This window comes from Streptococcus sp. HMSC078H03, from assembly GCF_001808655.1.
Lineage (GTDB): Bacteria > Bacillota > Bacilli > Lactobacillales > Streptococcaceae > Streptococcus > Streptococcus salivarius_G.
Map to the genome: position 1 here is coordinate 229,552 of NZ_KV794113.1, position 21,379 is coordinate 250,930.

Sequence of the window (21,379 nt, forward strand, 5' to 3'; positions counted from 1 at the left end):
TTCCTTAATTAAACATATTGTTTGATGTTGTCATGGTCAATATATGGGTATTATTATATTCTTTTTATGTGAATTATAAAAGTTAAAAAAGACTGTTTTATGTTCACTAAGATAATTGATGCATCATTAATCATTTAACAAAATAAATAATGAAGGGAATAGAATTTAATGACAAAATCAAGAAAAATTCTAGGATTTATAGGTCTAGTTTTAGCACTCTTTATGGGAGCTTTAGATGCCACGATTGTTAATATCGCCCTACCAAATATTATGGAAGACTTACATACAGGATTGACTGATACAAGTTGGGTAGCAACAATCTATGTTTTAGCAATGTCTGTATTTATTATTACTGTTTCAAAACTCGCTGATATCTACGGTAGAAAATTGGTTATGCTAATTGGTGTAGTCATATTTGGCATCTTCTCATTCGCATGTATGGTGGCTGATTCTTTATTACTCTTAATTATTTTTCGGTTCTTCCAAGGAATTGGAGGTGCCATATTAACTCCAATTGTTCTCCCCATGGGAATTGAACTACTTGGGAAAGAGAATACCAGCCGTATTACTGCTATTATGGGGACCTTCAGTGCCTTAGCTGCAGCGGGAGGACCAGTAATTGGTGGTTTAATTGTCCATTGGACAACATATCATTGGATTTTTGGTATTAATGTTCCAATCGCTATCTTTGCATTCTTGATGATCCTAGTAGGGACAAAAGAATCATATGATTTAAAAATTTCAAAGAATATTGACTGGCTAGGTATTATTTTTCTTACTTGTACTTTAGGTGGACTTATATTTGGTTTATTAGAAGGTCACGAGTATGGTTGGGCATCACAAACCATCATAGCTAGTTTTATTATTAGTGTTGTAGGCCTATTTTTTCTTTGTTTAACCGAAGGAAGAGTAAAATCACCTATCATTGACTTAAATTTATTCAAGGAAAGTACATTTACATCTTCAAGTCTTATTTATATGATTTTTGGATTTGCGATTATCGTACCTTCATTGATCTTAAACTATTTCTTACAAAATGTTCGTAACTATTCTGCTTTGCATTCAGCATATCTTATTATTCCCACCTCTTTAGCTATCATAGTAGGTATGCCGTTAGCAACTAAGATGTACCAAAAAATTAGTGCAAGATTGCTCATTAGTATCGGTTTGGTTATTACAGCAGGTGGATTATTTATGCTTAGTCTTATTCAGTATAATACCTCACAAAGCCTCATTGTTTGTTGTAATGTAATTATTGGTTTAGGACTAGGATTTATGGCAATGTCCTTAACATCATCAGTAAAATATTTACCAATTAATAAGGCTGGAATTGGGTCAGGTATCGTTAATGCTTCTAGATATATTGGGCAAGCCATTGGTATGGCTCTCCTCGTTACCATTTTAAATAGTAATGTCAATATTGCTAAAACACAAATTAAGGAAACAGCGTATAACCAAATTGAAAAACGGGTTTTATCAACAGACGTAAAAAAAGTTGCTAAGAAGGAAATTTCAAAAACTTTCGATACGACTAAGAAAAATAATAGTATTTCAACCAAACAAAGTAATATGGTTGAGGCAATCAAAATAGCTGCTCAAAAAACAGATAATCTTCCAGAACCTAAAAAGGGGAGTAATTATAGAAAGATTTATGATGCAAATCAGTTATTAATCAATGGAGTTGAAACTGTTAGTTCAAGTGTCCCACTGTTATCAACTAGTTTAAAAACTATATCTGGAGACCAAGCTAAAGTTGGTACAGCGATTAAATTATTAGCTCAAAAGGATGAATTATCATCTGCTCTTAAAGTAATTGTCAAAGAAAAAAATGAGCAGTTAAGCAGGGCATTTGATAATGTATTTATTGTAGGAGCAATCATTGTATTGATATGTACTCCATTAGCTCTGATGACAGAAAAGCGAAAAGATGAATAACTAAGTTATTTTATAATAGGAAAAGCCAGTCTAAACTTTAGGCTGGCTCTTTTATATAATTTAAATAGTAAGTAAACAGATTTGGAACATAGAAAATCTTTTGTTCACTTATATTGTATTTTTAAGATGTAAAATTTTTCTTTCAAACCTCTCAAACCATCACTTGTCATTCACAATATTGGCAAAGGCTTCTTGGATGTCCTTATTATTGGTAGGGTACATATAATACATGTTTTCAGGATTCCCCTGATTTTGCATGGAAACTAGGACCACTGGTTGACCTTTATGGATGGTGAAATGATAGAGAATCATGGCGGAACCTGAATACCCGTAGCTGTCTACAATGATATAGTCGGCTGTCCCTGTACCATCGTCAGAAAAGGCAACGTCTACCTTTTGTTGGTTGGTCATTGGGGCATTTTGTTCAGTCTTTTCACCTACAATAATGCGGTTATTTTTAGCAAAAGACATGGCACCAAAGAAATCATCATTTCCGTTAGGTGTTAGCCTTCTATAACTTTCTTGATTCATCTTGTGCCCAAACTCCACCATGTAACTTGCGAGCTTGGCAGCCTTGTCACTATCCCAAAGGTCTGCCGTATTGGTTGGGCTAGTCTGGCTGGACTGGCTCTTGCTTTTCACTCTGTAATAAGACGTGTAAACCACCCCTGGCCCAGCAGACTCTGGAATTTGAACCAAACGATCTGTGTCTTTGACAGAATTGTCCGGAGACGGTGCTGCTTGATTGGCTGGCACAGGCACAAAAGGATTGACCCCATGCCCTGGACCATTGTCCGCAAAATAAAACATAGGCTGACCGTTGAAATCTTTAACGACAGTCTTGCCATCAGTACTTCCTGTCTCTTCAGACTTTGTGAGCCCTGACTTGGTAATGGTCACAACATGACCACCGTCAGAAACCCAGTCACCTTCGATGCTTGAAAAATCACCATTTCGAATAGCATCCACATCCATGGCAGGCATTTTAGCTTCTGATGAGGCATTCTGACTTTGAGAACTAGAGTTTGAAGACGGCTCAGAAGCTCTGGAACTCGATTGCTTGGACTTGTCTGAGCCAGACTTTTGACCTGTCTGACTGCTTGACGAAGATACCGCAAGGGATGACGTTTGTTGAGCTTGTGAATGAAGGGAATGCCAAGCAAAAATGGCACCACCACCAAGAAGCGTCATACAAGAAACTGCAAGAACTGACGCTGCGACCTTATGAGTCACAACATACTGACTTAAGGTTTGCCAAAAGCTCTTCTTAGATGCTAACAATAAGCTCTCTACTTCTGCTCGATTAGCCAAGAGACTACCATTTTGTATCGCCTCGTCGACCTCTGTCATCTTTGGGCGACGTCCATAAATCTTTATAAAATAGGTTAACCATTCTTCTGCTTTCATCTCATCTCCTTTTTGAAGCGTAATAGTTTCATTGTAGCATAAATTGGGGATTCTAGTTGACTTGTAGAAAAGAAAAAACTGCAAGCAAGTAGCCGCAGTTAGTGTATAAACTTGATCCTTATTTCTGAGTATTGACAAGTTTTTTTAGATAAGTATAGCCCAGATAGAAAAAGAAAAGCGCTAAAAGAATAAAGAACCCCATGACGAGTTTGGTCCCACCTAATTGATAAGCAATGTAAACAAAAGTATTAACCTTAATCTGACCACCCGTTTTTTCCAATAGCGAAAGGCTCTGTGAGTAATAGTGACCAAGCCAAATAGCTCCTAACCCTAATAACGGATAAATAATGACACCCAAGACAGGGTTCTTTTTTAACAAATTATCTAACATACATCCCCCAATTTTTTAAATGTTATAGTAATAGCTTATCAAAGAATGGCTAGAAAGGCAAAGTGACTTTTCATGGTACAAAAATTAAAAGGAACCAAGCCAAGAAGCTGGTTCCATTGAAATCTAAAAGACGACACGTGTTCCATGAACTTGCTCAAGACCAGGTATGGCAAGAAATTGGTCACGATTAGCCAGGGAGATACCACCACCGGATAAAATCTCCAACTGACCTTCTGCTAGCCTAACCAATTCTGCATAACGTTTCAAGCGTGATTCTAAATCAGTCTCGGGAGTCCCAGCACGGGTGAGAAGACGCGTCACACCGTGGTCCTTAAGCCATTGGATAGCACTAGGTTGATCTGCTTTAGGGATCTGATCAAAGGCCATATGCATGGTAACTTCTAAGCCTCGACTGGCATCCAGCAAGGTCTTTAGAGCTTCTGTATTGAGTTGATTTTCCGAAGTCAAAGCCCCTAGTGCAAAGCCGTCAACACCCAAGTCACGCGCACATTTGATATCTTCCAGCATGATAGCTAATTCCTGCTGGCTATAGACAAAGTCGCCCCCTCGTGGACGTATCATTACAATCACTTTAGCCTGATAATCCTTGGCCATCTCAACGGCTGCCTTTATGACACCATAAGAAGGCGTCGTGCCTCCAACAGCCAGATTATCACACAACTCCACGCGTTGAGAACCAGCTTTAAAGGCTTTTTCTAAGAGAGTGACATTTTCTGCACAAAATTCATAAATTGGCATACTGAACCTCCAATTAGTTGTAGTAGTAGGCGATTACTACTTCTTTTTATGTGGAAAAAGGGGAAGGCCGAGCTTGGCGATTTTTTCCGCCGGGGTCTTCATACCATCCTTGACCCATTTGGAAATTACTGAAACAATAGCCGAGCTCCAGAAGGAATTAAGGTAGCTACCAGCACCATTTGATGAGCTACCATTTCGTTTTTCCAAAAAATCATAAACAGCCTTGGTCAATACTTGCTCAAAATTGTAATCAATGGCAAGACTGATGATTTTGGCTTCTTTTTTGACTTCCTTAAGGAGATAAACCCAGACTTGGTAAAGATCTGTCTTGAGATTATAGCCATCTAAAGATTTGGTTATCTTTGCAATGCTAGACTCAAAAATAGACTTCAAAATCTCTTCCTTAGAACCATAATTGCGATAAAAGGCAGCACGAGATACACCCGCACGCTCAACCAGTTCCGATATGGTAATCTTTTTAAAGTCTTTTTTCTCCAACAATTGCAGGAGAGAAATTTCGATGGATTCTCGTGTAATTGCTTTATTTTCTTGGTTAAATCGTTTGAGATTTTCCAAGGATTTCTCTGAGATTTTTCTTTCTGCCATAACATTCACTTTCTATCTGTCACACCTGATGAGATCTGCTTTGATAGCAATGCACTTCATGATAAAATTGTAAAAGAAGACAAATAACTTGTCAATGTACATTATGCAGATATGAGGTGTAACCTATGAAATGGAAAATTATTGCGGATTCAGGCTGTGACTACCGTTCTTTGGACAATCTGGCACCAGATACGGAGTTTGTCAGTGTTCCTTTGACTATCCAAGTGGGCGAAACCATTTACAGGGATGATGCCGAACTCAATATTGATCAAATGATGGAGGAGATGTATGCAACTACAACTGCTTCCAAATCTGCTTGTCCAAGTCCTGATGACTATATGAAGTCCTTTGAAGGGGCGGACAATATCGTCGTCGTGACGATTACCGGAACCCTTTCTGGTAGCTATAATAGTGCTGAAATTGCTAAGAAGATCTATCTGGAAGAGCATCCTAATGCCAACATTCACGTCATTGATAGCCTGTCAGCTGGTGGCGAGGTCGACCTGCTCGTTCGTAAGCTCAATCACTTAGTCGCTGAAGGCCTTGATTTTGACCAGGTACTTGATGCCATCACAGCTTACCGAGCCAAGACTAAGTTGCTCTTTGTTTTAGCTAAAGTTGATAATTTGGTGAAGAATGGTCGTCTAAGCAAACTAGTTGGCACCGTTGTTGGACTCCTCAATATCCGTATGGTCGGTGAAGCTAGTAAGACTGGTACCCTTGAGTTGCTTCAAAAAGCTCGTGGCCAAAAGAAAGCTATCAAAGCTGCCTTTGATGAACTGATCAAGGCAGGTTATACAGGTGGACATATTACGATTGCCCACCGCAACAATGACAAATTTATCGAGCAATTCTCTGCATTGATTCGTGAAAAATTCGTCCAAGCAAGCATCGAAGTCCTTCCTACTTCTGGACTTTGTAGTTTTTATGCCGAAGAAGGCGGACTCCTTATGGGGTACGAAATTTAAGAAAATATCGAAAAGAGGCTGGACTAGATGTTCGGTCTTTTAAAATTAAATGATGTTATTAGATAATCAGTAGAATAAAATTTTATAACTAAAGATTCTCTCTTTTTCTTTGCGACAATCTAGCGTAATCGCTTTCATTACCTCCATCTTTTATGGTAAGATGGAAGTGACGCATTAGTGTCATATGCTTATAAATTTGAATACTCTTATTAAACATGGAGATGCTTTATGAAACAGAAACATTCACATTTTCTAATCCCTGGAATCCTTCTTCTAGGGATCGTTTTGCGGGCTCCGTTCACAACTTTGTCCACTGTCTTATCAGACATTGCTTCTGGTCTAGGAGTTGAGGTCAGTTCACTCGGTCTCTTGACAAGTCTGCCTCTTTTGACCTTTGCCATATTCTCGCCTTTTGCAGCAAGCTGGGCCAAACGCTTTGGTATCGAAAGACTCTTCCTCGGTGTTTTAATTGTGATGACACTTGGTTCTGCTCTGCGTACCGTCAATCTTCCTCTTCTTTATGCGGGAACGCTTTTAGTCGGAGCTGGAATTGCCTTTATCAACGTTCTTCTCCCAAGCCTAATTCAGGCTAATGAGCCAAATCAGTTAGGATTCTTAACCACACTCTACATCACAGCCATGGGCTTGTCCACAGCTGTGGCTTCATCGGTAGCCGTTCCAATCACTAAGGCAACCTCATGGCAAGGCTTGGTCTGGGTATTGACAGCAGTCTGTGCCCTGGCTCTTGTGGTTTGGCTTCCTAATGTCCGTCACAATCATTATTTAGAACAAGATACTTCTACTAACGAAAATTCAGGCAGTTGGTATAAGAGCGGCAAAGTCTGGGCCATCATGATTTTCGGTGGATTACAGTCACTCTTCTTCTATACCACTATCACGTGGCTTCCAACCATGGCCACTCAAGCCGGTGTCGGTGAAGCCAATGCCGGAATTCTAGCTTCCGTTTTCACACTGACAAGTATTCCATTCTCTATGATTGTTCCTAGCCTAATCACTAAACTTTCTGATCGTAACCGCCATTTGATGCTATTGATTACCGTCCTAGCGGGATTCATCGGAGTTGCCATGCTCCTTGTGAATACAGACGGTTTTGTGTATTGGTTAATCCTTAACCTCTTAATCGGAAGTTCTGCTAGTGTCCTATTCCCTTACATGATGGTTGCCTTTTCAATGAAGTCTAGCACCCCTGAAAAAACAGCCCAACTATCAGGTTTAGCCCAAACCGGAGGCTATATCTTTGCGGCCCTTGGACCAGTCTTGTTTGGTTCAAGTAAACAACTCTTTAATTCTTGGACCCCTGCGGTATTAATTCTTCTTGTCTTGACCATAATCATGGGAATTGCCCTCTATAAAGTTGAAAAAACAGACGTTATTTTGTAAGTTAAGAACTAATATAAGAAAGTGCCCCACAAGTTATAACTTGTGGGGTGTTATTTGTGTGTGGCAATGAATAAATGATCTTTAAAACCTTTCTTAAGGACAAAGAAAAAATTGTCAATGCACTTCAATTACCTTATTCCAACGCCAAATTGGAAACAACGAATAATCTCATTAAACTTATCAAGCGTAATGCCTTTGGTTTTCGGAACTTTGACAACTTTAAAAAACGAATTTTTATCGCTCTGAATATAAAAATGGAGAGGACAACGATAGCCCTCTCCAGGTGTTAGCTTTTATTCAACCCACTACAGTTGACAAAGAGCCAATATATATGGAAATATACAACTGTTCTATATCAACTTATATTCATACCACTCTACATCTACTTTCTGAAATCCCAAAGCCAAAAACATTCTTTGACTTTGAGTATTAAAAGGATATATTTGTGCAGAGACCTTTACCATTTTTTGTTCTTTCGCCAGCTGTATCATTTCAGAAACACATCGTCTTCCGATCTGTAAATTCTGATACTGTTTGCTGATAACTATAGAAAGTTCCGAGTTATCTTGAAGTGTCACATCTCCAACTAACACTCCTTCATATTGGATATAATAGCAAGAACCATGTGAAGTTAGGTAATCATACATTTTATGAAGTTTTGTTAGATTGTAAATCTGATCAGTATTATCTACTTGTTTGCAAACCTCACTATCTTGATACCAAAGAAGGGAGATGTCATCATTCCTATAATAAGGAATAAGCGTTATCTGATCGTCTACTATTCTATTCATCTTTATTTTTCCTTATTTCTTCTTTAAAAAAGGCTCAACCAAATCAATCCACTCTTGAGGCAGGTAAGCTGATAAATAGCCGTGATTATAGCCCTTTGCTTCATACAAAATCGTATTTGGATGTAGCTGCTGAAATAATTTCGCCGATGCTTTCACACAGTTTAATTCTTTTTCACCATAGATATACAAAACCTGAGCTTTGCTAGCAGAAATCATACCTTTCAGCTTGTAACGCCCCATATAGGTTTTGTAAATGGTCACCATTGTTTTGACAGGCGTTCTTGGCAGATCCTCCAAATAATAAGCTTTTATTTCCTCTGGATAAGCCAGTTTAGGATAGAGTTTGTCCATCATGCTTAATTGAAGTTTGCAAGAGAATTTACTGAACATCATTTTACCAAATAGTGATACTAGAAAGATGCTGATTTTTGTTAACCTTGGTTGAGGAATACAGAGGCTTCCATCTATGATGGCCTTCTCAGCTATCTCGCTGTCTAAGGACAAAAGCTCCATGGCAATTTGACCACCAAGTGAAACGCCACCGATTGCAAACAATTTTCCACCACAGTTTGCTTTGATATAGTCTAGAATCTCCAAAGCAGAATCTTCCGTAGAAACATAATCAAGTTGATATTCCTCGCCGTGGCCATTCAAAGTGGGTAGAATAACACGGTAGTCTTCTGACAAAATACGTGCTTGACGAAGATAATTCCACCAAGAACTGCCACCGCCATGTATCAGCAAGATAGGAGGCGAATTCTTATCACCAAATTCATGGAATTTCATGTTTAAACTCCTTACTTTAGGACTTTCACTTGCTAAATCCTTGTTTAATCAGCTCGTAGAAGCAAAGCTACACACTCCACGTGTCCTGCTTCATGTAATTGAACACTAGTTTCCTTGAACTCTTTGGTATATTTTTGGCTCATTTGGACATCTCCTTTGGTTAGATACTATTCTACCAAAACGTGTCCATAAAATCATACTAACATCAGTTCACTTACTTTGACAAAGTGGAGGTATCTATCCTCAAGACCCTCAATGCATTCCATACTGCTAGTAGCGTTACACCAACATCTGCAAAGATGGCCTCCCACATATTAGAAATTCCCAATCCACTTAGAACCAAGAAAATTAGTTTAACTACAATAGCCAAGGTCATGTTTTGTTGGGCTATTCTGACTGTCTTTTTTGCCAGTCGAATGACTTGAGGAAGTTTTCCAAGGTCATCATCCATCAGTACAACATCTGCTGATTCAATGGCTGCGTCCGAACCTAGCCCTCCCATAGCAATACCAACATCTGCCCTAGCAAGAACCGGTGCATCATTCACCCCATCTCCAACAAAGGCAACAGCCTGCTGAGACTGAGTCAGAATTTCCTCAAATGTACTCACCTTATCCTGAGGCAAGCAATCTCCAAATGCATCATTAAAGGCAAATTGCTGTGCAAATTCATCAACCACTGCCTGACGATCGCCTGAAAGGAGAACCGTCTTTTTAATTCCGACTGCCTGTAAATCCTTCAAGGCCTCGATGCTCGTCTCCTTCACTTGGTCTGTGATAAGGAAATAGCCTAGAAAATGACTGTCCTCTGCCAAATAGAGAACTGTTCCTGTGCTGTCAATAGCTGGATAAGCAATCCCTTGAACTTCCATTAATCTAGCATTCCCAAGATAGAGCTGTCTGCCATCTACCCTACCGGACATGCCCTGCCCTGGTAGCTCGGTAATCTGACTCACCCTATTCTCGTCCACTTCCTGTCCATAGGCTGTTCGAATAGAGTTTGCGATTGGATGATTGGAATAGCTTTCCAGATGGGCAGCGAGGTACAGAATATCATCCTCGACACCTTCTGCGTTGACAACGGTATCCACCGCAAAGATACCTTTTGTAATTGTCCCCGTCTTATCAAATACGACCGTATCCAACTTGGCAAGAGCCTCTAAATAATTCCCACCTTTCACTAAGACACCTAATTTAGATGCTCCCCCTAGCCCGCCAAAGAAACTCATTGGTACCGAAACCGCAAGAGCACAAGGGCAAGAAATGACTAAAAAGGTAAGTGCCCGATAAAGCCAAGTCGACCACTCCCCTAAACCAAGCAAGGGAGGCAGGCTTGCAAGCAGAAAAGCGATTCCGACAACCACTGGTGTATACACACGCGAAAAACGTGTGATCATCCGTTCCGTCTCCGCTTTTTTATTGCTTGCATTTTCAACTAATTCCAAAATTTTGTTGACCGTTGATTGCGAAAAAGTCTTACTCACTTCAATTACCAATGGACTAGTCAAATTGATCACACCACTTGTAATGTCCTCACCAACGCCAATTTCCCTAGGCAGTGATTCTCCTGTCAAGGCTGACGTATCCAGAATAGAACGACCTTCTCTGACCAGACCATCTAGGGGCACCTTCTCCCCAGGCTTAACTAAAATATGGTCCGCAACCCTTACTGTTTCAGGGTCTACTTGAACGGTTTCTCCCCCCTCTAGTCTCCAAGCCTTATCCGACCGAATATCCATCAATCGTGCAATGGACTGACGAGATTGAGAGGTGGCCTTATCTTGGAAATACTCCCCAATCTGATAAAAAAGCATGACGGCTACTGCCTCTGGAAATTCTCCCAAGAGAAAGGCTCCTAAGGTCGCGATACTCATCAAAAAGTTTTCATCAAAAAGATTACCACGTTGAATATTTTGAACCATCTTGATAAGAACCTTATGGCCGATAATGATATATAGGGTCAGATAATAGACCAGACGAATCCAGAAATACTCCTCTGGCAGGAAAAAGCCGAAGGCAAATAGAATCATAACAGCAAGTAGCAGCTCTTTCGCCCAATCTCGTTTTTCTGGAAGTGCCTCTTCCTTTTTCTCACTGATAACTTCGATTCCAGGTTCAATAGCATCCACCAAGTCAATAATTTCCTTATCTATCCCATCTTCGCTTTTTGTTTCCAAAATCAGCTTTTGAGCTATCAGATTGACAGTGGCAGATTCTACCTGCTCCAATTGATTGACAGCACGTTCAATCTTAGCAGCACAATTGCCACAGTCAATTCCTCGAAGTTCATACTCTTTCTTCATGTTTTTCCTCTTTCAAATGTTTCAGTGTCAAAGACAAGACTGCTGCGACATGATCGTCCGCAAGTTCATAATAGGTCATCCTTCCTTTTTTCTCCCCCTTGACCAATTGGCAGTCCCGCAGATAGCGTAGTTGGTGAGAAATAGCAGACTTGGTCATCTGTAACGCAATCGCTAAGTCTCCGACACAAATTGGATTTTGCCGTACTGCTTGTAAAATCCGCAAACGAGTTGGGTCAGAAATCGCCTTAAAAAAATTGGACATATTTAGCAATGTAACGGTATCAAACTCCGTCTCATGGACCCCTTGAATTAAATCTGGATTACAAGCTGTTAAACACTGTGACATATTTTCTATTCCTCCTATACTAAAGTTGTATCAAGTAACATCATGATTAGAAATCCGGCCATAACCCCACCTGTCGCAATATCGGTATTCTTGTGCTCTTGAGCACCTGGCACAAGTTCTTCCACTGCAACATAAATCATGGCTCCCGCCGCAAATAAGAGAGCATAAGGTAGTAGCTGGGTCATAGACATAACAGCATAGGCCCCTAAAACAGCTGCAATCGACTCAACAATCGCTGACATGGCGCCATAGTAGAAAGCTGATTTCCTACTTCGCCCTTCTACCCGTAGTGGCAAGGACAAGGCAGAGCCTTCTCGAATATTTTGGATGCCAATTCCCAAGGCCAATCCAAGGGCACTCATTCACGTAAAGGAAAGTCTAGTTGCGAGATTTGCCACACTAGCAAATGCCACACCAACTGCTAAGCCCTCTGGTATATTATGAAACACTACCGCCAGATAAAGCAGCATGGTCTTTGATAAGGGTCTTTTGGGATTCAAAATCCCTTCCTTATCACTCATCTGATGATTCAAATGTAGGTCGGGAACCAAATAATTAATAAAGCGGATAAATAAGCCCCCGACAATAGAACCAACAGCCGTCGTCAACCAGTAAAATCTGTTCGTAGCTATTGACTGGCTATAGTCCAAAGAAGGGACAAGCAAAGGCCAGACTGCCACTGCCGTCATAATGCCCGCTGCCAAGCCCATCATCATATCCATGAATTTTTGATGAATGGTTTTGACAAAAAAGACCAAACTAGCACCGATAAGGGTACAAAACCAGTTGAATAAGCCAGCTAATAAAGCTTGCATTACTGGTGATAGAGAAGAAAAATTACATCTCATACCTCAATAATCGATGATTCAGTTGAACAACCACTCAACTATTATCATTATAGTTGAACACTCGCTCAATTGTCAAGGAAGAAAGTAAAAAAGCTATGAGAAATCCCCATAACTTTGTAAATTATTGAAGCAATCTCGTGTTCTTAGAGAATATCACAATGCCATAAAAAGCCCAAAGGACTATTTGGAATTATCATATCATATAACGCTTCGACACAATTTAACGATTACTATATTGAGAAACAAACTTTACTCCTCAAGAAAGTTAGATGTTCCCAATGCTATCCGTAAGAGTACTTAAAACCTTGAAACATACTGATTTCAAGGTTTTTATAACGTGTTATTGTATCACCTAATTTCTACTGATTTCCATAGATCAAACCTTTCGTGATTTTTTCATATAGGTGGGTACGTTTCTATTCCCTCAAACTCCTTGTCAATGGAAATAAAAACGTACCCACAGTGTAAATGGAAATAGAATTTGAGAATTCCTAACTATCACTTCCACTCACTCCAAAAATTACTTACTCTAATACTTCCCCACCATAAAGCAAAAAGCCTTGCAATCAAGGCTTTTCATTATCCCTTTCGTTCAAAGGTTCTAGGCTTTTACGAGCAAAGCTACACACTCCACGTGGTGCGTTTGCGGAAATAAATCAACCGGTTGTACTTTCTTCAATTCATATCCCAATTCTTGGTAGAGTTTGATATCACGCGCCATTGTTGCTGGGTTACATGAGACATAGGTAATCTTTTCAGGTTGCATGGCAACACTGGCTTTGATGAAGCTTTCTGTCAAGCCCTTGCGTGGTGGATCCACAATGATAACATCTGGTCTGATGCCATCCTTGCTCCACTTGGCCATGGCATTTTCAGCTGAGTCAGCCACATAGTTGGCGTTAGTAATGCCGTTGCGTTCTGCATTTTTCTTAGCATCTTCGACGGCTGTTTCAATGACTTCAACGCCATAGACTTCCTTGACCTGTTTGGCGAATGACAAACCGATTGTCCCGATACCTGAATAGGCATCAATAACAATACTGTCGCTGTTTAGGTCTGAGAAGTCAATGGCTGTTTGATAGAGTTTTTCAGCCATCTCGGTGTTAACCTGATAGAAAGACTGGGCAGAAATCTCATAGTCATTGCCCAACATACTATCTGTAATGGTATCTTGACCAAAAAGGGTACGGAACTCCTTACCAAAGATGGCGTTAGTGTTCTTATCGTTGATGTTTTGGATGATAGAAACGACATTTGGGAAGGCTTCTGTAATTTTAGCAATGATTTGATCAATACGGAAAATTTTTGGTCTAGTCGTTACAAAGACCAACATCAACTGACCTGAATAATGGCCACGACGAACCACCAAGTGACGAATCAAACCTGTCTGCTCCTTCTCGTCGTATGGTTTGAGGTCATAGCGACGGAGAAGGTCACGGACAAAGACAATGAGTTTATCAATTTCCTTGTCTTGGATAAGGAAATCTTCAATTGGAATCAAGTCGTGCGAATTCTTGCGGTAGAAACCTGTTTCAAGCTGACCTTTAACACGGCGAACAGGTACCTGAGCCTTGTTACGGTAGGCGTAAGGCGTCTCCATCCCCAATGTTTCAGTGACCTCTACGTCTGAGATGCCTGCTGTCTTATAGAGGTTGTCCACAACTTGTTTACGCTTGAACTTGAGCTGCTCCTCGTAGGTCATATGTCCAAAATCAGCAATCCCTGAACGGAGATAGGTTGCATCAATGTCCTGATTGCGGTTTGGTGAAAGGGTCACATACTCCTCAACCTTTCCAAAGCCGATATTTTTCTTGAGCTTAAGCACGCGCATCTTGATGACTTCACCTGGGAGGGCATTATCCACGAAAAAGACAAAGCCATCCACCTTGGCAACGCCTGCTCCTTCATGTGTCAAATCGACAATTTCAACTTCTACAATATCGTTTTTATTTAACATAATTCAACTTTCTTTACTCTTTATAGGGCTTAAACATATCTTCTAAAGCCTTTTACTACCCTCCATTATAGCACATATAAATTAAATTTATGGCTGGCCATAAATAATATAGATTTTTCAGAAAAGTCATACAGTGCTATCATAGGTCCATGACAAAAAATTAAACGACTCAGCAACTTGGCTAGATGTCGTTTCTATCTAAAGGAGAATAATCATGCCAGATATTACCATTCATACAATCGAAACTGCACCAGAAGAAGTCAAAGACGTCCTTCAAACAGTCAAAGATGCCAATGGGGGATTCATTCCAAATTTGATTGGTCTCCTTGCTAATGCGCCAACTGCGCTTGAAACTTACCGTACTGTCGGTGAAATCAACCGTCGCAATTCATTGACACCAACTGAACGTGAGGTTGTTCAAATTACAGCTGCTGTTACTAACGGATGTGCTTTCTGTGTGGCAGGTCACACAGCCTTTTCAATCAAGCAAATCCAAATGACACCACAACTCTTGGAAGCCCTTCGTAACCGTACACCAATCGAAGACGATCCAAAACTTGATACCCTTGCTAAATTCACTATTGCCGTGATCAATACCAAAGGTGCTGTTGGTGACGAAGCCTACAATGACTTCTTGGAAGCTGGTTACACTGCTCAAAATGCCCTTGACGTTATCTTGGGTGTCAGCCTTGCTAGCTTGTGTAACTACGCTAACAATCTCGCACAAACACCGATTAACCCTGAACTTCAAGAATTCGCTTAATTCAAAACCAAAGGATAAACTAGAGGAGGACCTAAGCCTATGTCACATTTTTCAAAAGAATTCCTTACTTGGTTGGACACCAACGCTGACCATATTGACCAAGAGTCTGGACCCATTGCGGACCAACTTCTTGAAAAAATTGCTGAAAACGACGTCTTTAAAATCGGCGTACCTGCTGAGTTTGATGGCCTAGGTGGTGGTCCTACTCAAGTCGTTGATGTACTTGATGAATTGGCACAACACTCTTTGACAGCTTCCTTTATTTCTTGGGGGCACCGTACTTTCATCGAGTATATCCTTGCGAGTGACAATGCTTACCCTCGTGAAACATGGTTGAAAGAATTGTATACCGGTGAGCGTGCTGGTGGAACTGGCTTGTCAAATGCGGTCAAATTCTTGTCTGATATTGAAGAATTGAATGTTACCATCAGTCAAGAAGGTGATGACTACTATCTCGATGGCCGTTTGCCTTGGGTAACTAACCTACGTTCTGATAAATTCGCTGCTCTTTTTGCTGCTGACTTTAAAGACGGTAGCCAACCTTGGATTATCACTATTCCATCTGAAGCTGAGGGCCTCAGCCGTTCTGAAGATTTGGAATTTGTTTCCCTTCAGGGTGCTAACACCGCCTCTCTTACTTTCGATCACGTTAAGTTAGATCCTAATTGGATCCTTTCAAAAGAAGGTACGGACTATATTGCCAAAACACGTCCAAACTTCCTTGGTTTCCAATTTGGTCTTGCCTTTGGTTTGGCTAAACGTTCTCTTGATGAGGTTGAAGCTAGTCTAAACAGTAACCGTAGCGTTCTTCGTGAAGAATTTGAAGCTACACGTGAAAATCTTCTTGCTATCCAAGAGCAACTCTTTGCAGGGCTTAATGATGCCGATTATTTCATTGAAAAACCACGTGAACTTTTCCAATTGCGTATCGATATTGTCGATGTCGTAGCCAACAGCTTGCTCCTCGAACTTCAAGCTAGTGGTGGTCGTGGCTATTTGAAAGAATCAGAGTCAAGCTTTATCCGTCGTTGGAATGAAGGCGTCTTCCTTCCAATTGTATCTCCGAGTGCGGTTCAGCTTCGTCACATTCTTGCGGCTAGCTAGAAAGGCCGGTGGACCAATGAAGGTATTTTTTAAGAAAATTCCCTTGGCCCTATCTAGTCTAGTTCTTGCCCTCTTTAGTTTATCCAATCAAATAAGCCACTATACCCTGATTGCTCAGGGTATTTGGTGTTTAGCCAGTATAGGTTTTATACTTATACTGGGACGCTTGATTCTTGGATTTGAACAAATAAGAGAAGATTTGCGAAACCCAGTCGTTGCATCAGCCTTTGCTAGTTTCTTTATGGCTGCCTTTCTATTTGCCAGCCGCCTCCCACTAGCTCAGACAGGCTTAAGTGTGACTTGGATTGGACTCCTTGGACTTTATATTGCCTATATTATTTTTTTCAGTCTGCGTTTTTTACGCCCACTCTCTTTGAATCAAGTTTATCCAAGCTGGTTCGTGGTCTATGTTGGCCCAGCTATCAGTCTTATGACAGTACCCGCTAGTCTTCCAACTAGCATCAAGGGACTTATTCTGGGAGTAACGGGATTTGCGACTTTAGCCCTCTTTCCACTTGTTTTATGGAGAATGAAACAGATAGCCATCCCTCACCTATATCAGCCTATTCTTGCCATTTTAGCAGCACCTCTGGCCCTTCTCATTACCAGCTCAATCAAGAGTAATCAAAGACCTGCAACTATCATTTTACTTGCCCTACTTTTATTCTCACAAGCATTCTTTTTCTACGCTCTTGGTCTCTTCGCAAAGCTAGTTAGAAAAGGCTTTATGCCACTTTTTGCAGCTTTTAGCTTTCCCTTGGTCAATAGTGTCAATGCTTTTAAGGCAGCTACCACCAGTCTTGGTTTAATTAATCCAGCTACCCAATTGATTTATAAGGTAGAGTTCGTCATTATTCTTCTTATCATGACCTATTTGCTCTATCATTTTCTAAAACTCTTATACAAGGCGCTTATACAAGCTCTTCATACCAAAAAAGAAGCAGGTTCAGTGTGAACCTGCTTCTTTTCTTATCTAAATCCTAGTTCTTTTAATTTTGCCTGATAAGTGTCAAAATCAATTTCAATCCCTTGACCGCCATACAAATCATAGCTGTCAATCCAATCACCATCCGAAGGAATGGTTTGCGAATTAATACCTTTTTTGAAACTACCAGCATTTGAAAGCCCCAAGTCCAACATGTCTGTCATACTCATATTGGTTGAGGTTAGAGAGTAAACCTTCCCCAAAGCCTCAGGCCCTTTGAAGAGGCTAAGTGGATTCTTAAGCTGTTTCATGACAGCCTGCATCACTTGTTGCTGGCGCTTGGTACGGCCATAATCTCCCTCGTCATCCTTACGGAAACGGGCATAATTCAGAAGGGTACGGCCATCCATATCTTGCTTACCAACTTTAATGGTTTGATTTGGCACGTGACCGTTCTTGTCCATCTTCAAATCATCTGGAACTTGAACCGAAGATACTTTTTTACCATCGATGGTCGCAAACTTCGCATTGATTTCTACACCATTTGGGAAGAGGGTATCAACCCCTGTCGCAAAGGTTTCAAAGTCAACCATGGCATAGTACTTGATATCAATATCAAAGTTTCGTTTGAGCGTCTCACGCATGAGCTCTGCCCCTTGATGATTATTTTGCTCACCAATATTGAAGGCCGTATTGAGTTTCAAGTCCTGAGAATAGTCGGTTTCTGAAGCCCCCTTGATATTGACCAAGGTGTCTCGCATAAAGCTAACCATCTTAACCTTACCTTCTTTATTGCCCACATTGACCACCATAATGGAGTCTGTTCTGGCATCGGTAGATTCTTGGCTAACGCGTTGGTCAGAACCTAGAATAAGGATATTAACCCCATCCTTAGTATCCTTGCCATTAAAGGTCTCAACTATAGCAGGCTGGTAGGATTTACCATTATTACCCGCAGCAGAAAGGTCTGTTCCCTTGTAAAATTGATAAGCCATGGCTAGCACCAGGAACACAACTCCTAGACTCAAGCAACTAAGTACTAGCTTGACAACCTTCTTGAGCCTTCTCTTTTTCTTTGGCCGCTTCTTCTGGGCTACTTGCGACTTGGACTTTGGAGCCGACGTTGATGAAGGTGCTGCTTGTCTTTGAACCTTTTTACGTTTAGGTTTACTTTGAGCAACTTCCTCTCGATAGATGGGAAGCCCTTCCTCTGTCAGCTGATTGGCAGCCTCATAATCACGCTCTTGATAGTAGTCATAACGATTGTCATAAGGCTGGCGCCATGCTGCTTGATAGTCCTCTCTTTGCGCTTGATACCTCCGCTCAGCTTCATAAGCATCTAACTTTCCTTGTAGATAATTGAATTCTGAAGCCTGCTGTCCATTCAGGTGAGCAAGATTTTTTAAAAGATAGCTGTAACGTAACCGTTCATGATGCGTAAACGGCCCATTGTTAGATTTGGTCATAAGATTTCCCTTTAAATTTCATAGACTTGGTAAGCACCCAAGATTTTATATCCAATTCCAACTGCAGTTAGCTCTTCAAGAGCGAACTGAGCCAACTTTTCCTTTGTATAATCACAATCAATAATGAAGAAATACTCGCCAAGTACCGTCTTCAACGGACGGCTTTCAATCTTGGTCAAGTCAATGCCTCGCCAGGCAAAGGTCGATAGGGCCTTGTAAAGTGCCCCTGGCATATTGTCAGGCAGGGTCAAGGCCAGCGTTAATTTACAATCAATCTGATTGAGCGGAATCTCAGGAACAGTGTTCCCCAGCACCCAAAAACGGGTATAATTCTTTTCAATCTCCTGGATATCCTTAGCCAATATTTGAAGACCGTATTCCTTAGCAGCTGCATGCGGAGCGATTGCTGCATAAGGCTGATCTGGATTATCAGCGACAAAGCGAGCCGCAAAGGCTGTACTTGCTGTTGTCTCAATCTTGGCATGTGGAAAATGCTGTTTAATATACTTTTTCCCTTGAGCAATGGCCTGTGGGTGTGAGAAGATTTTCTGAATTTTCTCATGATGCTTAGTCGCCATCAACTGCTGCTTGATGGGCTGAACAATCTCTGCCACAGCACGAATATCAGCCTGATGGAAGAGATAGTCTAAACTCTCATGAACAGAGCCCTCAATGGAATTTTCCACCGGAATGACCGCATAATCCACACGTCCCTCTTCATAAGACTTGATAACCTCAGTAATGGTGCCTAATGAAACCAATTCTGCTTCAGGAAAAGCCTTTAAGGCTGCATTATGTGTAAACGACCCACTTGGGCCCAAATAACCTACATACATTTGATAAACCTTGCTACTTCTTCTGGCGTTCGGTTATCAACTGTGACAACCAAATCTGCTAAATCTTGATAGAGTGCCATTCGACCGTCGTAAATAGCCTTAAAATCCTCTTTTGAATGATTGAGAAAGAGGGGGCGTTGATTTTTGGTATCCTTTTGAATGCGATCATAGACCACATCAAAAGAAGCGTGGAGCCAAACATTATGCTTACGATTTTTGGCCAAGAGCTGACGATTATGCTCCGTTACAACGACACCACCTCCAGTAGAGATGATGACATCATCTCCCTCTTGGAGAAGTTCTTCCAAAGTCTCAGACTCAATCTGACGAAAGGCTGCCTCACCTTCTTTTGCAAAAAAATCAGCAATGGACATGCCGATTTTCTCCTCGATGACCTGATCCATATCCACGAAACGACCATCCAGGTATGGAGCGACGGAACTCTTACCAACTCCCATAAAGCCCAATAAAACTTTAGCCATTGAGCAATCCTTCCAAGTCACTAAAGAAGCTTGGGTAACTTGTATTGATAGCTTCCGCACGTTGCAAGTCAACCTCACCGTCTTGAACCATGAGGGCAGCAATAGCTGTCATCATACCAATACGGTGGTCTCCAAAGGTATTGACCTCTGCCCCATGAAGAGCCGTCTTACCAGTGATAATCATACCATCCTCAGTTGGTACAATATCAGCCCCCATAGCATTCAAGGCATCTGCCACCACCTGAATACGGTCGGTCTCTTTGACCTTGAGTTCTTCAGCATCACGAATCACTGTCTTACCTTGGGCTTGTGTCGCCAAGAGTGTAATAATCGGAAGTTCATCAATCAAACGTGGAATGATATCTCCACCAATTTCAGTTCCTTTAAGTTCTGAAGTTTCAACCGTAATAGTCGCAGATTTGGCAACCTGGTCAATATCTGAAAGGGTAATCTTACCACCCATATCTTTGATCACATTAATGATACCCGTACGCGTCTCGTTGATGCCGACATTTTCCAAGACAATCTTAGAGTTAGGCACCACGAGTCCCGCTACCAACCAAAAGGCAGCTGAAGAAATGTCACCTGGAACCACGACTTCTTGAGCAGTAAAGCTTTGGCCACCAGAAATACGAATTTCCTTACCATCTACTTGAAGCTGACCGCCAAACTGCTGAATCATATCTTCCGTATGATTACGTGTTTTTTCCTTTTCAAGGATGACAGATTCGCCATCAGCTTGAAGCGCTGCAAAAATAAGAGCAGATTTTACCTGAGCAGAGGCCACAGGCAATTGGTAATGAATAGGTTTAAGGGACTTGCTACCGTGCATTTTCAATGGTGGCAAATCACGGTCTGTTTGACCAGAAACCTCTACACCCATCTGACGCAATGGAATGGTCACACGGTCCATCGGACGTTTTGAAAGGGAATCATCTCCAAACATCTCTACATCGAAATCTTGACCTGCAAGCACACCTGAAATCAAGCGAATAGATGTCCCAGAGTTACCCATATCCAACTTGTTTTGAGGAGCCTTGAGACCATCAAAACCAACACCGTGAATGCGTACCACATCACCATCATCCTCGATAGTCACACCCAAATCACGGAAGACCTGCATAGTTGAGAGGACATCCTCACCTCGTAAAATATCACGAACAGTTGTCACACCTTTGGCAAGACTTCCGAACATAATCGAACGGTGACTGATTGACTTGTCACCAGGGATACGCAAGCTGCCATGAAGACCTTGGGCCTTGGTTTCTAGTTTCATAGGTTACTCCTGAAAATTTTATAGTTACTC

At 41.1% G+C, this 21,379-nt stretch carries 19 protein-coding genes and 2 pseudogenes; 7 read left to right on the forward strand and 14 right to left on the reverse strand.

All coding sequences use genetic code 11. The features are described 5' to 3' along the window. The first annotated feature begins 168 nt into the window (after positions 1–168). Positions 169–1,935, forward strand: a complete 1,767-nt coding sequence (locus HMPREF2607_RS06975; RefSeq protein WP_014634171.1) for a DHA2 family efflux MFS transporter permease subunit — start codon at positions 169–171, stop codon at positions 1,933–1,935. Positions 1,936–2,094: 159 nt separating this feature from the next. Here HMPREF2607_RS06975 and HMPREF2607_RS06980 read toward each other — a convergent pair whose 3' ends face one another. The 4 genes from HMPREF2607_RS06980 to HMPREF2607_RS06995 all read right to left on the reverse strand — a co-directional run bounded on the left by HMPREF2607_RS06980 (position 2,095) and on the right by HMPREF2607_RS06995 (position 5,098). Further along, positions 2,095–3,342, reverse strand: coding sequence for a DUF4767 domain-containing protein (locus HMPREF2607_RS06980; protein ID WP_014634170.1), 1,248 nt, complete (start codon positions 3,340–3,342; stop codon positions 2,095–2,097). A 118-nt stretch (positions 3,343–3,460) separates the two neighbouring features. Then, positions 3,461–3,733, reverse strand: coding sequence for a hypothetical protein (locus HMPREF2607_RS06985; RefSeq protein ID WP_014634169.1), 273 nt, complete (start codon positions 3,731–3,733; stop codon positions 3,461–3,463). 123 nt (positions 3,734–3,856) lie between these two features. After that, positions 3,857–4,492 (reverse strand): copper homeostasis protein CutC, encoded by a 636-nt coding sequence (locus HMPREF2607_RS06990; protein ID WP_014634168.1) that lies wholly within the window; start codon positions 4,490–4,492, stop codon positions 3,857–3,859. Between the two features lie 36 nt (positions 4,493–4,528). After that, on the reverse strand, positions 4,529–5,098 hold the full coding sequence (locus HMPREF2607_RS06995) for a TetR/AcrR family transcriptional regulator (RefSeq protein WP_002885959.1): 570 nt from the start codon (positions 5,096–5,098) through the stop codon (positions 4,529–4,531). Between the two features lie 125 nt (positions 5,099–5,223). Here HMPREF2607_RS06995 and HMPREF2607_RS07000 point away from each other — a divergent pair, with 125 nt between their 5' ends. From HMPREF2607_RS07000 to HMPREF2607_RS07010, 3 genes and pseudogenes are all read left to right on the forward strand, one after another. Then, positions 5,224–6,066 (forward strand): DegV family protein, encoded by an 843-nt coding sequence (locus HMPREF2607_RS07000; protein ID WP_014634167.1) that lies wholly within the window; start codon positions 5,224–5,226, stop codon positions 6,064–6,066. 228 nt (positions 6,067–6,294) lie between these two features. Next, positions 6,295–7,467 (forward strand): CynX/NimT family MFS transporter, encoded by a 1,173-nt coding sequence (locus HMPREF2607_RS07005; protein ID WP_070476467.1) that lies wholly within the window; start codon positions 6,295–6,297, stop codon positions 7,465–7,467. Between the two features lie 77 nt (positions 7,468–7,544). Then, positions 7,545–7,757 (forward strand): annotated as a pseudogene (locus HMPREF2607_RS07010) (transposase); the annotation flags it as partial. A gap of 60 nt (positions 7,758–7,817) precedes the next feature. On the opposite strand, the gene HMPREF2607_RS07015 reads toward HMPREF2607_RS07010, so the two are convergent. The 6 genes and pseudogenes from HMPREF2607_RS07015 to rlmD form a co-directional block, all read right to left on the reverse strand. Continuing rightward, the gene (locus HMPREF2607_RS07015; RefSeq protein ID WP_003093322.1) at positions 7,818–8,258 is read right to left on the reverse strand and encodes a GNAT family N-acetyltransferase; all 441 of its coding nucleotides are present in this window, start codon (positions 8,256–8,258) and stop codon (positions 7,818–7,820) included. Between the two features lie 12 nt (positions 8,259–8,270). Then, entirely contained in the window at positions 8,271–9,044 is a 774-nt protein-coding gene (locus HMPREF2607_RS07020; RefSeq protein ID WP_070476470.1) for an alpha/beta fold hydrolase, read from the reverse strand. A 214-nt stretch (positions 9,045–9,258) separates the two neighbouring features. Next, a complete protein-coding gene (locus HMPREF2607_RS07025; RefSeq protein WP_002890512.1) occupies positions 9,259–11,346 on the reverse strand; it encodes a heavy metal translocating P-type ATPase in 2,088 nt (695 codons plus the stop codon). Then, entirely contained in the window at positions 11,330–11,692 is a 363-nt protein-coding gene (locus HMPREF2607_RS07030) for an ArsR/SmtB family transcription factor (protein WP_002890511.1), read from the reverse strand. The genes HMPREF2607_RS07025 and HMPREF2607_RS07030 overlap by 17 nt, the downstream gene beginning before the upstream one ends. Before the next feature lie 14 nt (positions 11,693–11,706). After that, a pseudogene (locus HMPREF2607_RS10640) lies at positions 11,707–12,540 on the reverse strand (ZIP family metal transporter). A gap of 601 nt (positions 12,541–13,141) precedes the next feature. Beyond that, the gene (rlmD, locus tag HMPREF2607_RS07040) at positions 13,142–14,497 is read right to left on the reverse strand and encodes a 23S rRNA (uracil(1939)-C(5))-methyltransferase RlmD (protein ID WP_021144466.1); all 1,356 of its coding nucleotides are present in this window, start codon (positions 14,495–14,497) and stop codon (positions 13,142–13,144) included. 214 nt (positions 14,498–14,711) lie between these two features. On the opposite strand from rlmD, the gene HMPREF2607_RS07045 reads away from it, so the two are divergent. The 3 genes from HMPREF2607_RS07045 to HMPREF2607_RS07055 are packed head-to-tail and all read left to right on the forward strand — an operon-like array spanning position 14,712 to position 17,319. Continuing rightward, positions 14,712–15,260 carry a carboxymuconolactone decarboxylase family protein gene (locus HMPREF2607_RS07045; protein WP_002888987.1) on the forward strand — a complete coding sequence of 183 codons (549 nt, stop codon included), beginning with the start codon at positions 14,712–14,714 and terminating at the stop codon, positions 15,258–15,260. A 39-nt stretch (positions 15,261–15,299) separates the two neighbouring features. Next, entirely contained in the window at positions 15,300–16,364 is a 1,065-nt protein-coding gene (locus HMPREF2607_RS07050) for an acyl-CoA dehydrogenase family protein (RefSeq protein ID WP_021144467.1), read from the forward strand. Positions 16,365–16,380: 16 nt separating this feature from the next. Further along, entirely contained in the window at positions 16,381–17,319 is a 939-nt protein-coding gene (locus tag HMPREF2607_RS07055) for an SLAC1 family transporter (protein WP_070476471.1), read from the forward strand. A gap of 14 nt (positions 17,320–17,333) precedes the next feature. Here the strand turns inward: HMPREF2607_RS07055 and HMPREF2607_RS07060 are convergent, their stop codons facing one another. The 4 genes from HMPREF2607_RS07060 to aroA are packed head-to-tail and all read right to left on the reverse strand — an operon-like array spanning position 17,334 to position 21,349. Further along, a complete protein-coding gene (locus HMPREF2607_RS07060) occupies positions 17,334–18,755 on the reverse strand; it encodes an LCP family protein (RefSeq protein ID WP_070476474.1) in 1,422 nt (473 codons plus the stop codon). Positions 18,756–18,766: 11 nt separating this feature from the next. Further along, a complete protein-coding gene (gene pheA, locus HMPREF2607_RS07065) occupies positions 18,767–19,591 on the reverse strand; it encodes a prephenate dehydratase (RefSeq protein ID WP_021152122.1) in 825 nt (274 codons plus the stop codon). Continuing rightward, positions 19,582–20,073, reverse strand: coding sequence for a shikimate kinase (locus tag HMPREF2607_RS07070; protein ID WP_021152123.1), 492 nt, complete (start codon positions 20,071–20,073; stop codon positions 19,582–19,584). Before HMPREF2607_RS07070 ends, pheA begins: the two co-directional genes overlap by 10 nt. Continuing rightward, positions 20,066–21,349 (reverse strand): 3-phosphoshikimate 1-carboxyvinyltransferase, encoded by a 1,284-nt coding sequence (aroA, locus tag HMPREF2607_RS07075; RefSeq protein ID WP_070476476.1) that lies wholly within the window; start codon positions 21,347–21,349, stop codon positions 20,066–20,068. The genes HMPREF2607_RS07070 and aroA overlap by 8 nt, the downstream gene beginning before the upstream one ends. Between the last annotated feature and the right edge of the window lie 30 nt (positions 21,350–21,379).

Bases quoted from the DNA above. Each gene is read 5' to 3' on its own strand.
- HMPREF2607_RS06995 (WP_002885959.1), bottom strand. From the start codon at position 5,098: ATGGCAGAAAGAAAAATCTCAGAGAAATCCTTGGAAAATCTCAAACGA.
- HMPREF2607_RS07005 (WP_070476467.1), top strand. From the start codon at position 6,295: ATGAAACAGAAACATTCACATTTTCTAATCCCTGGAATCCTTCTTCTA.
- HMPREF2607_RS07030 (WP_002890511.1), bottom strand. From the start codon at position 11,692: ATGTCACAGTGTTTAACAGCTTGTAATCCAGATTTAATTCAAGGGGTC.
- HMPREF2607_RS06990 (WP_014634168.1), bottom strand. From the start codon at position 4,492: ATGCCAATTTATGAATTTTGTGCAGAAAATGTCACTCTCTTAGAAAAA.
- HMPREF2607_RS07020 (WP_070476470.1), bottom strand. From the start codon at position 9,044: ATGAAATTCCATGAATTTGGTGATAAGAATTCGCCTCCTATCTTGCTG.
- HMPREF2607_RS06975 (WP_014634171.1), top strand. From the start codon at position 169: ATGACAAAATCAAGAAAAATTCTAGGATTTATAGGTCTAGTTTTAGCA.
- HMPREF2607_RS06980 (WP_014634170.1), bottom strand. From the start codon at position 3,342: ATGAAAGCAGAAGAATGGTTAACCTATTTTATAAAGATTTATGGACGT.
- rlmD (WP_021144466.1), bottom strand. From the start codon at position 14,497: ATGTTAAATAAAAACGATATTGTAGAAGTTGAAATTGTCGATTTGACA.
- pheA (WP_021152122.1), bottom strand. From the start codon at position 19,591: ATGTATGTAGGTTATTTGGGCCCAAGTGGGTCGTTTACACATAATGCA.
- HMPREF2607_RS07050 (WP_021144467.1), top strand. From the start codon at position 15,300: ATGTCACATTTTTCAAAAGAATTCCTTACTTGGTTGGACACCAACGCT.
- aroA (WP_070476476.1), bottom strand. From the start codon at position 21,349: ATGAAACTAGAAACCAAGGCCCAAGGTCTTCATGGCAGCTTGCGTATC.
- HMPREF2607_RS07070 (WP_021152123.1), bottom strand. From the start codon at position 20,073: ATGGCTAAAGTTTTATTGGGCTTTATGGGAGTTGGTAAGAGTTCCGTC.
- HMPREF2607_RS07055 (WP_070476471.1), top strand. From the start codon at position 16,381: ATGAAGGTATTTTTTAAGAAAATTCCCTTGGCCCTATCTAGTCTAGTT.
- HMPREF2607_RS07060 (WP_070476474.1), bottom strand. From the start codon at position 18,755: ATGACCAAATCTAACAATGGGCCGTTTACGCATCATGAACGGTTACGT.
- HMPREF2607_RS07045 (WP_002888987.1), top strand. From the start codon at position 14,712: ATGCCAGATATTACCATTCATACAATCGAAACTGCACCAGAAGAAGTC.
- HMPREF2607_RS06985 (WP_014634169.1), bottom strand. From the start codon at position 3,733: ATGTTAGATAATTTGTTAAAAAAGAACCCTGTCTTGGGTGTCATTATT.
- HMPREF2607_RS07000 (WP_014634167.1), top strand. From the start codon at position 5,224: ATGAAATGGAAAATTATTGCGGATTCAGGCTGTGACTACCGTTCTTTG.
- HMPREF2607_RS07015 (WP_003093322.1), bottom strand. From the start codon at position 8,258: ATGAATAGAATAGTAGACGATCAGATAACGCTTATTCCTTATTATAGG.
- HMPREF2607_RS07025 (WP_002890512.1), bottom strand. From the start codon at position 11,346: ATGAAGAAAGAGTATGAACTTCGAGGAATTGACTGTGGCAATTGTGCT.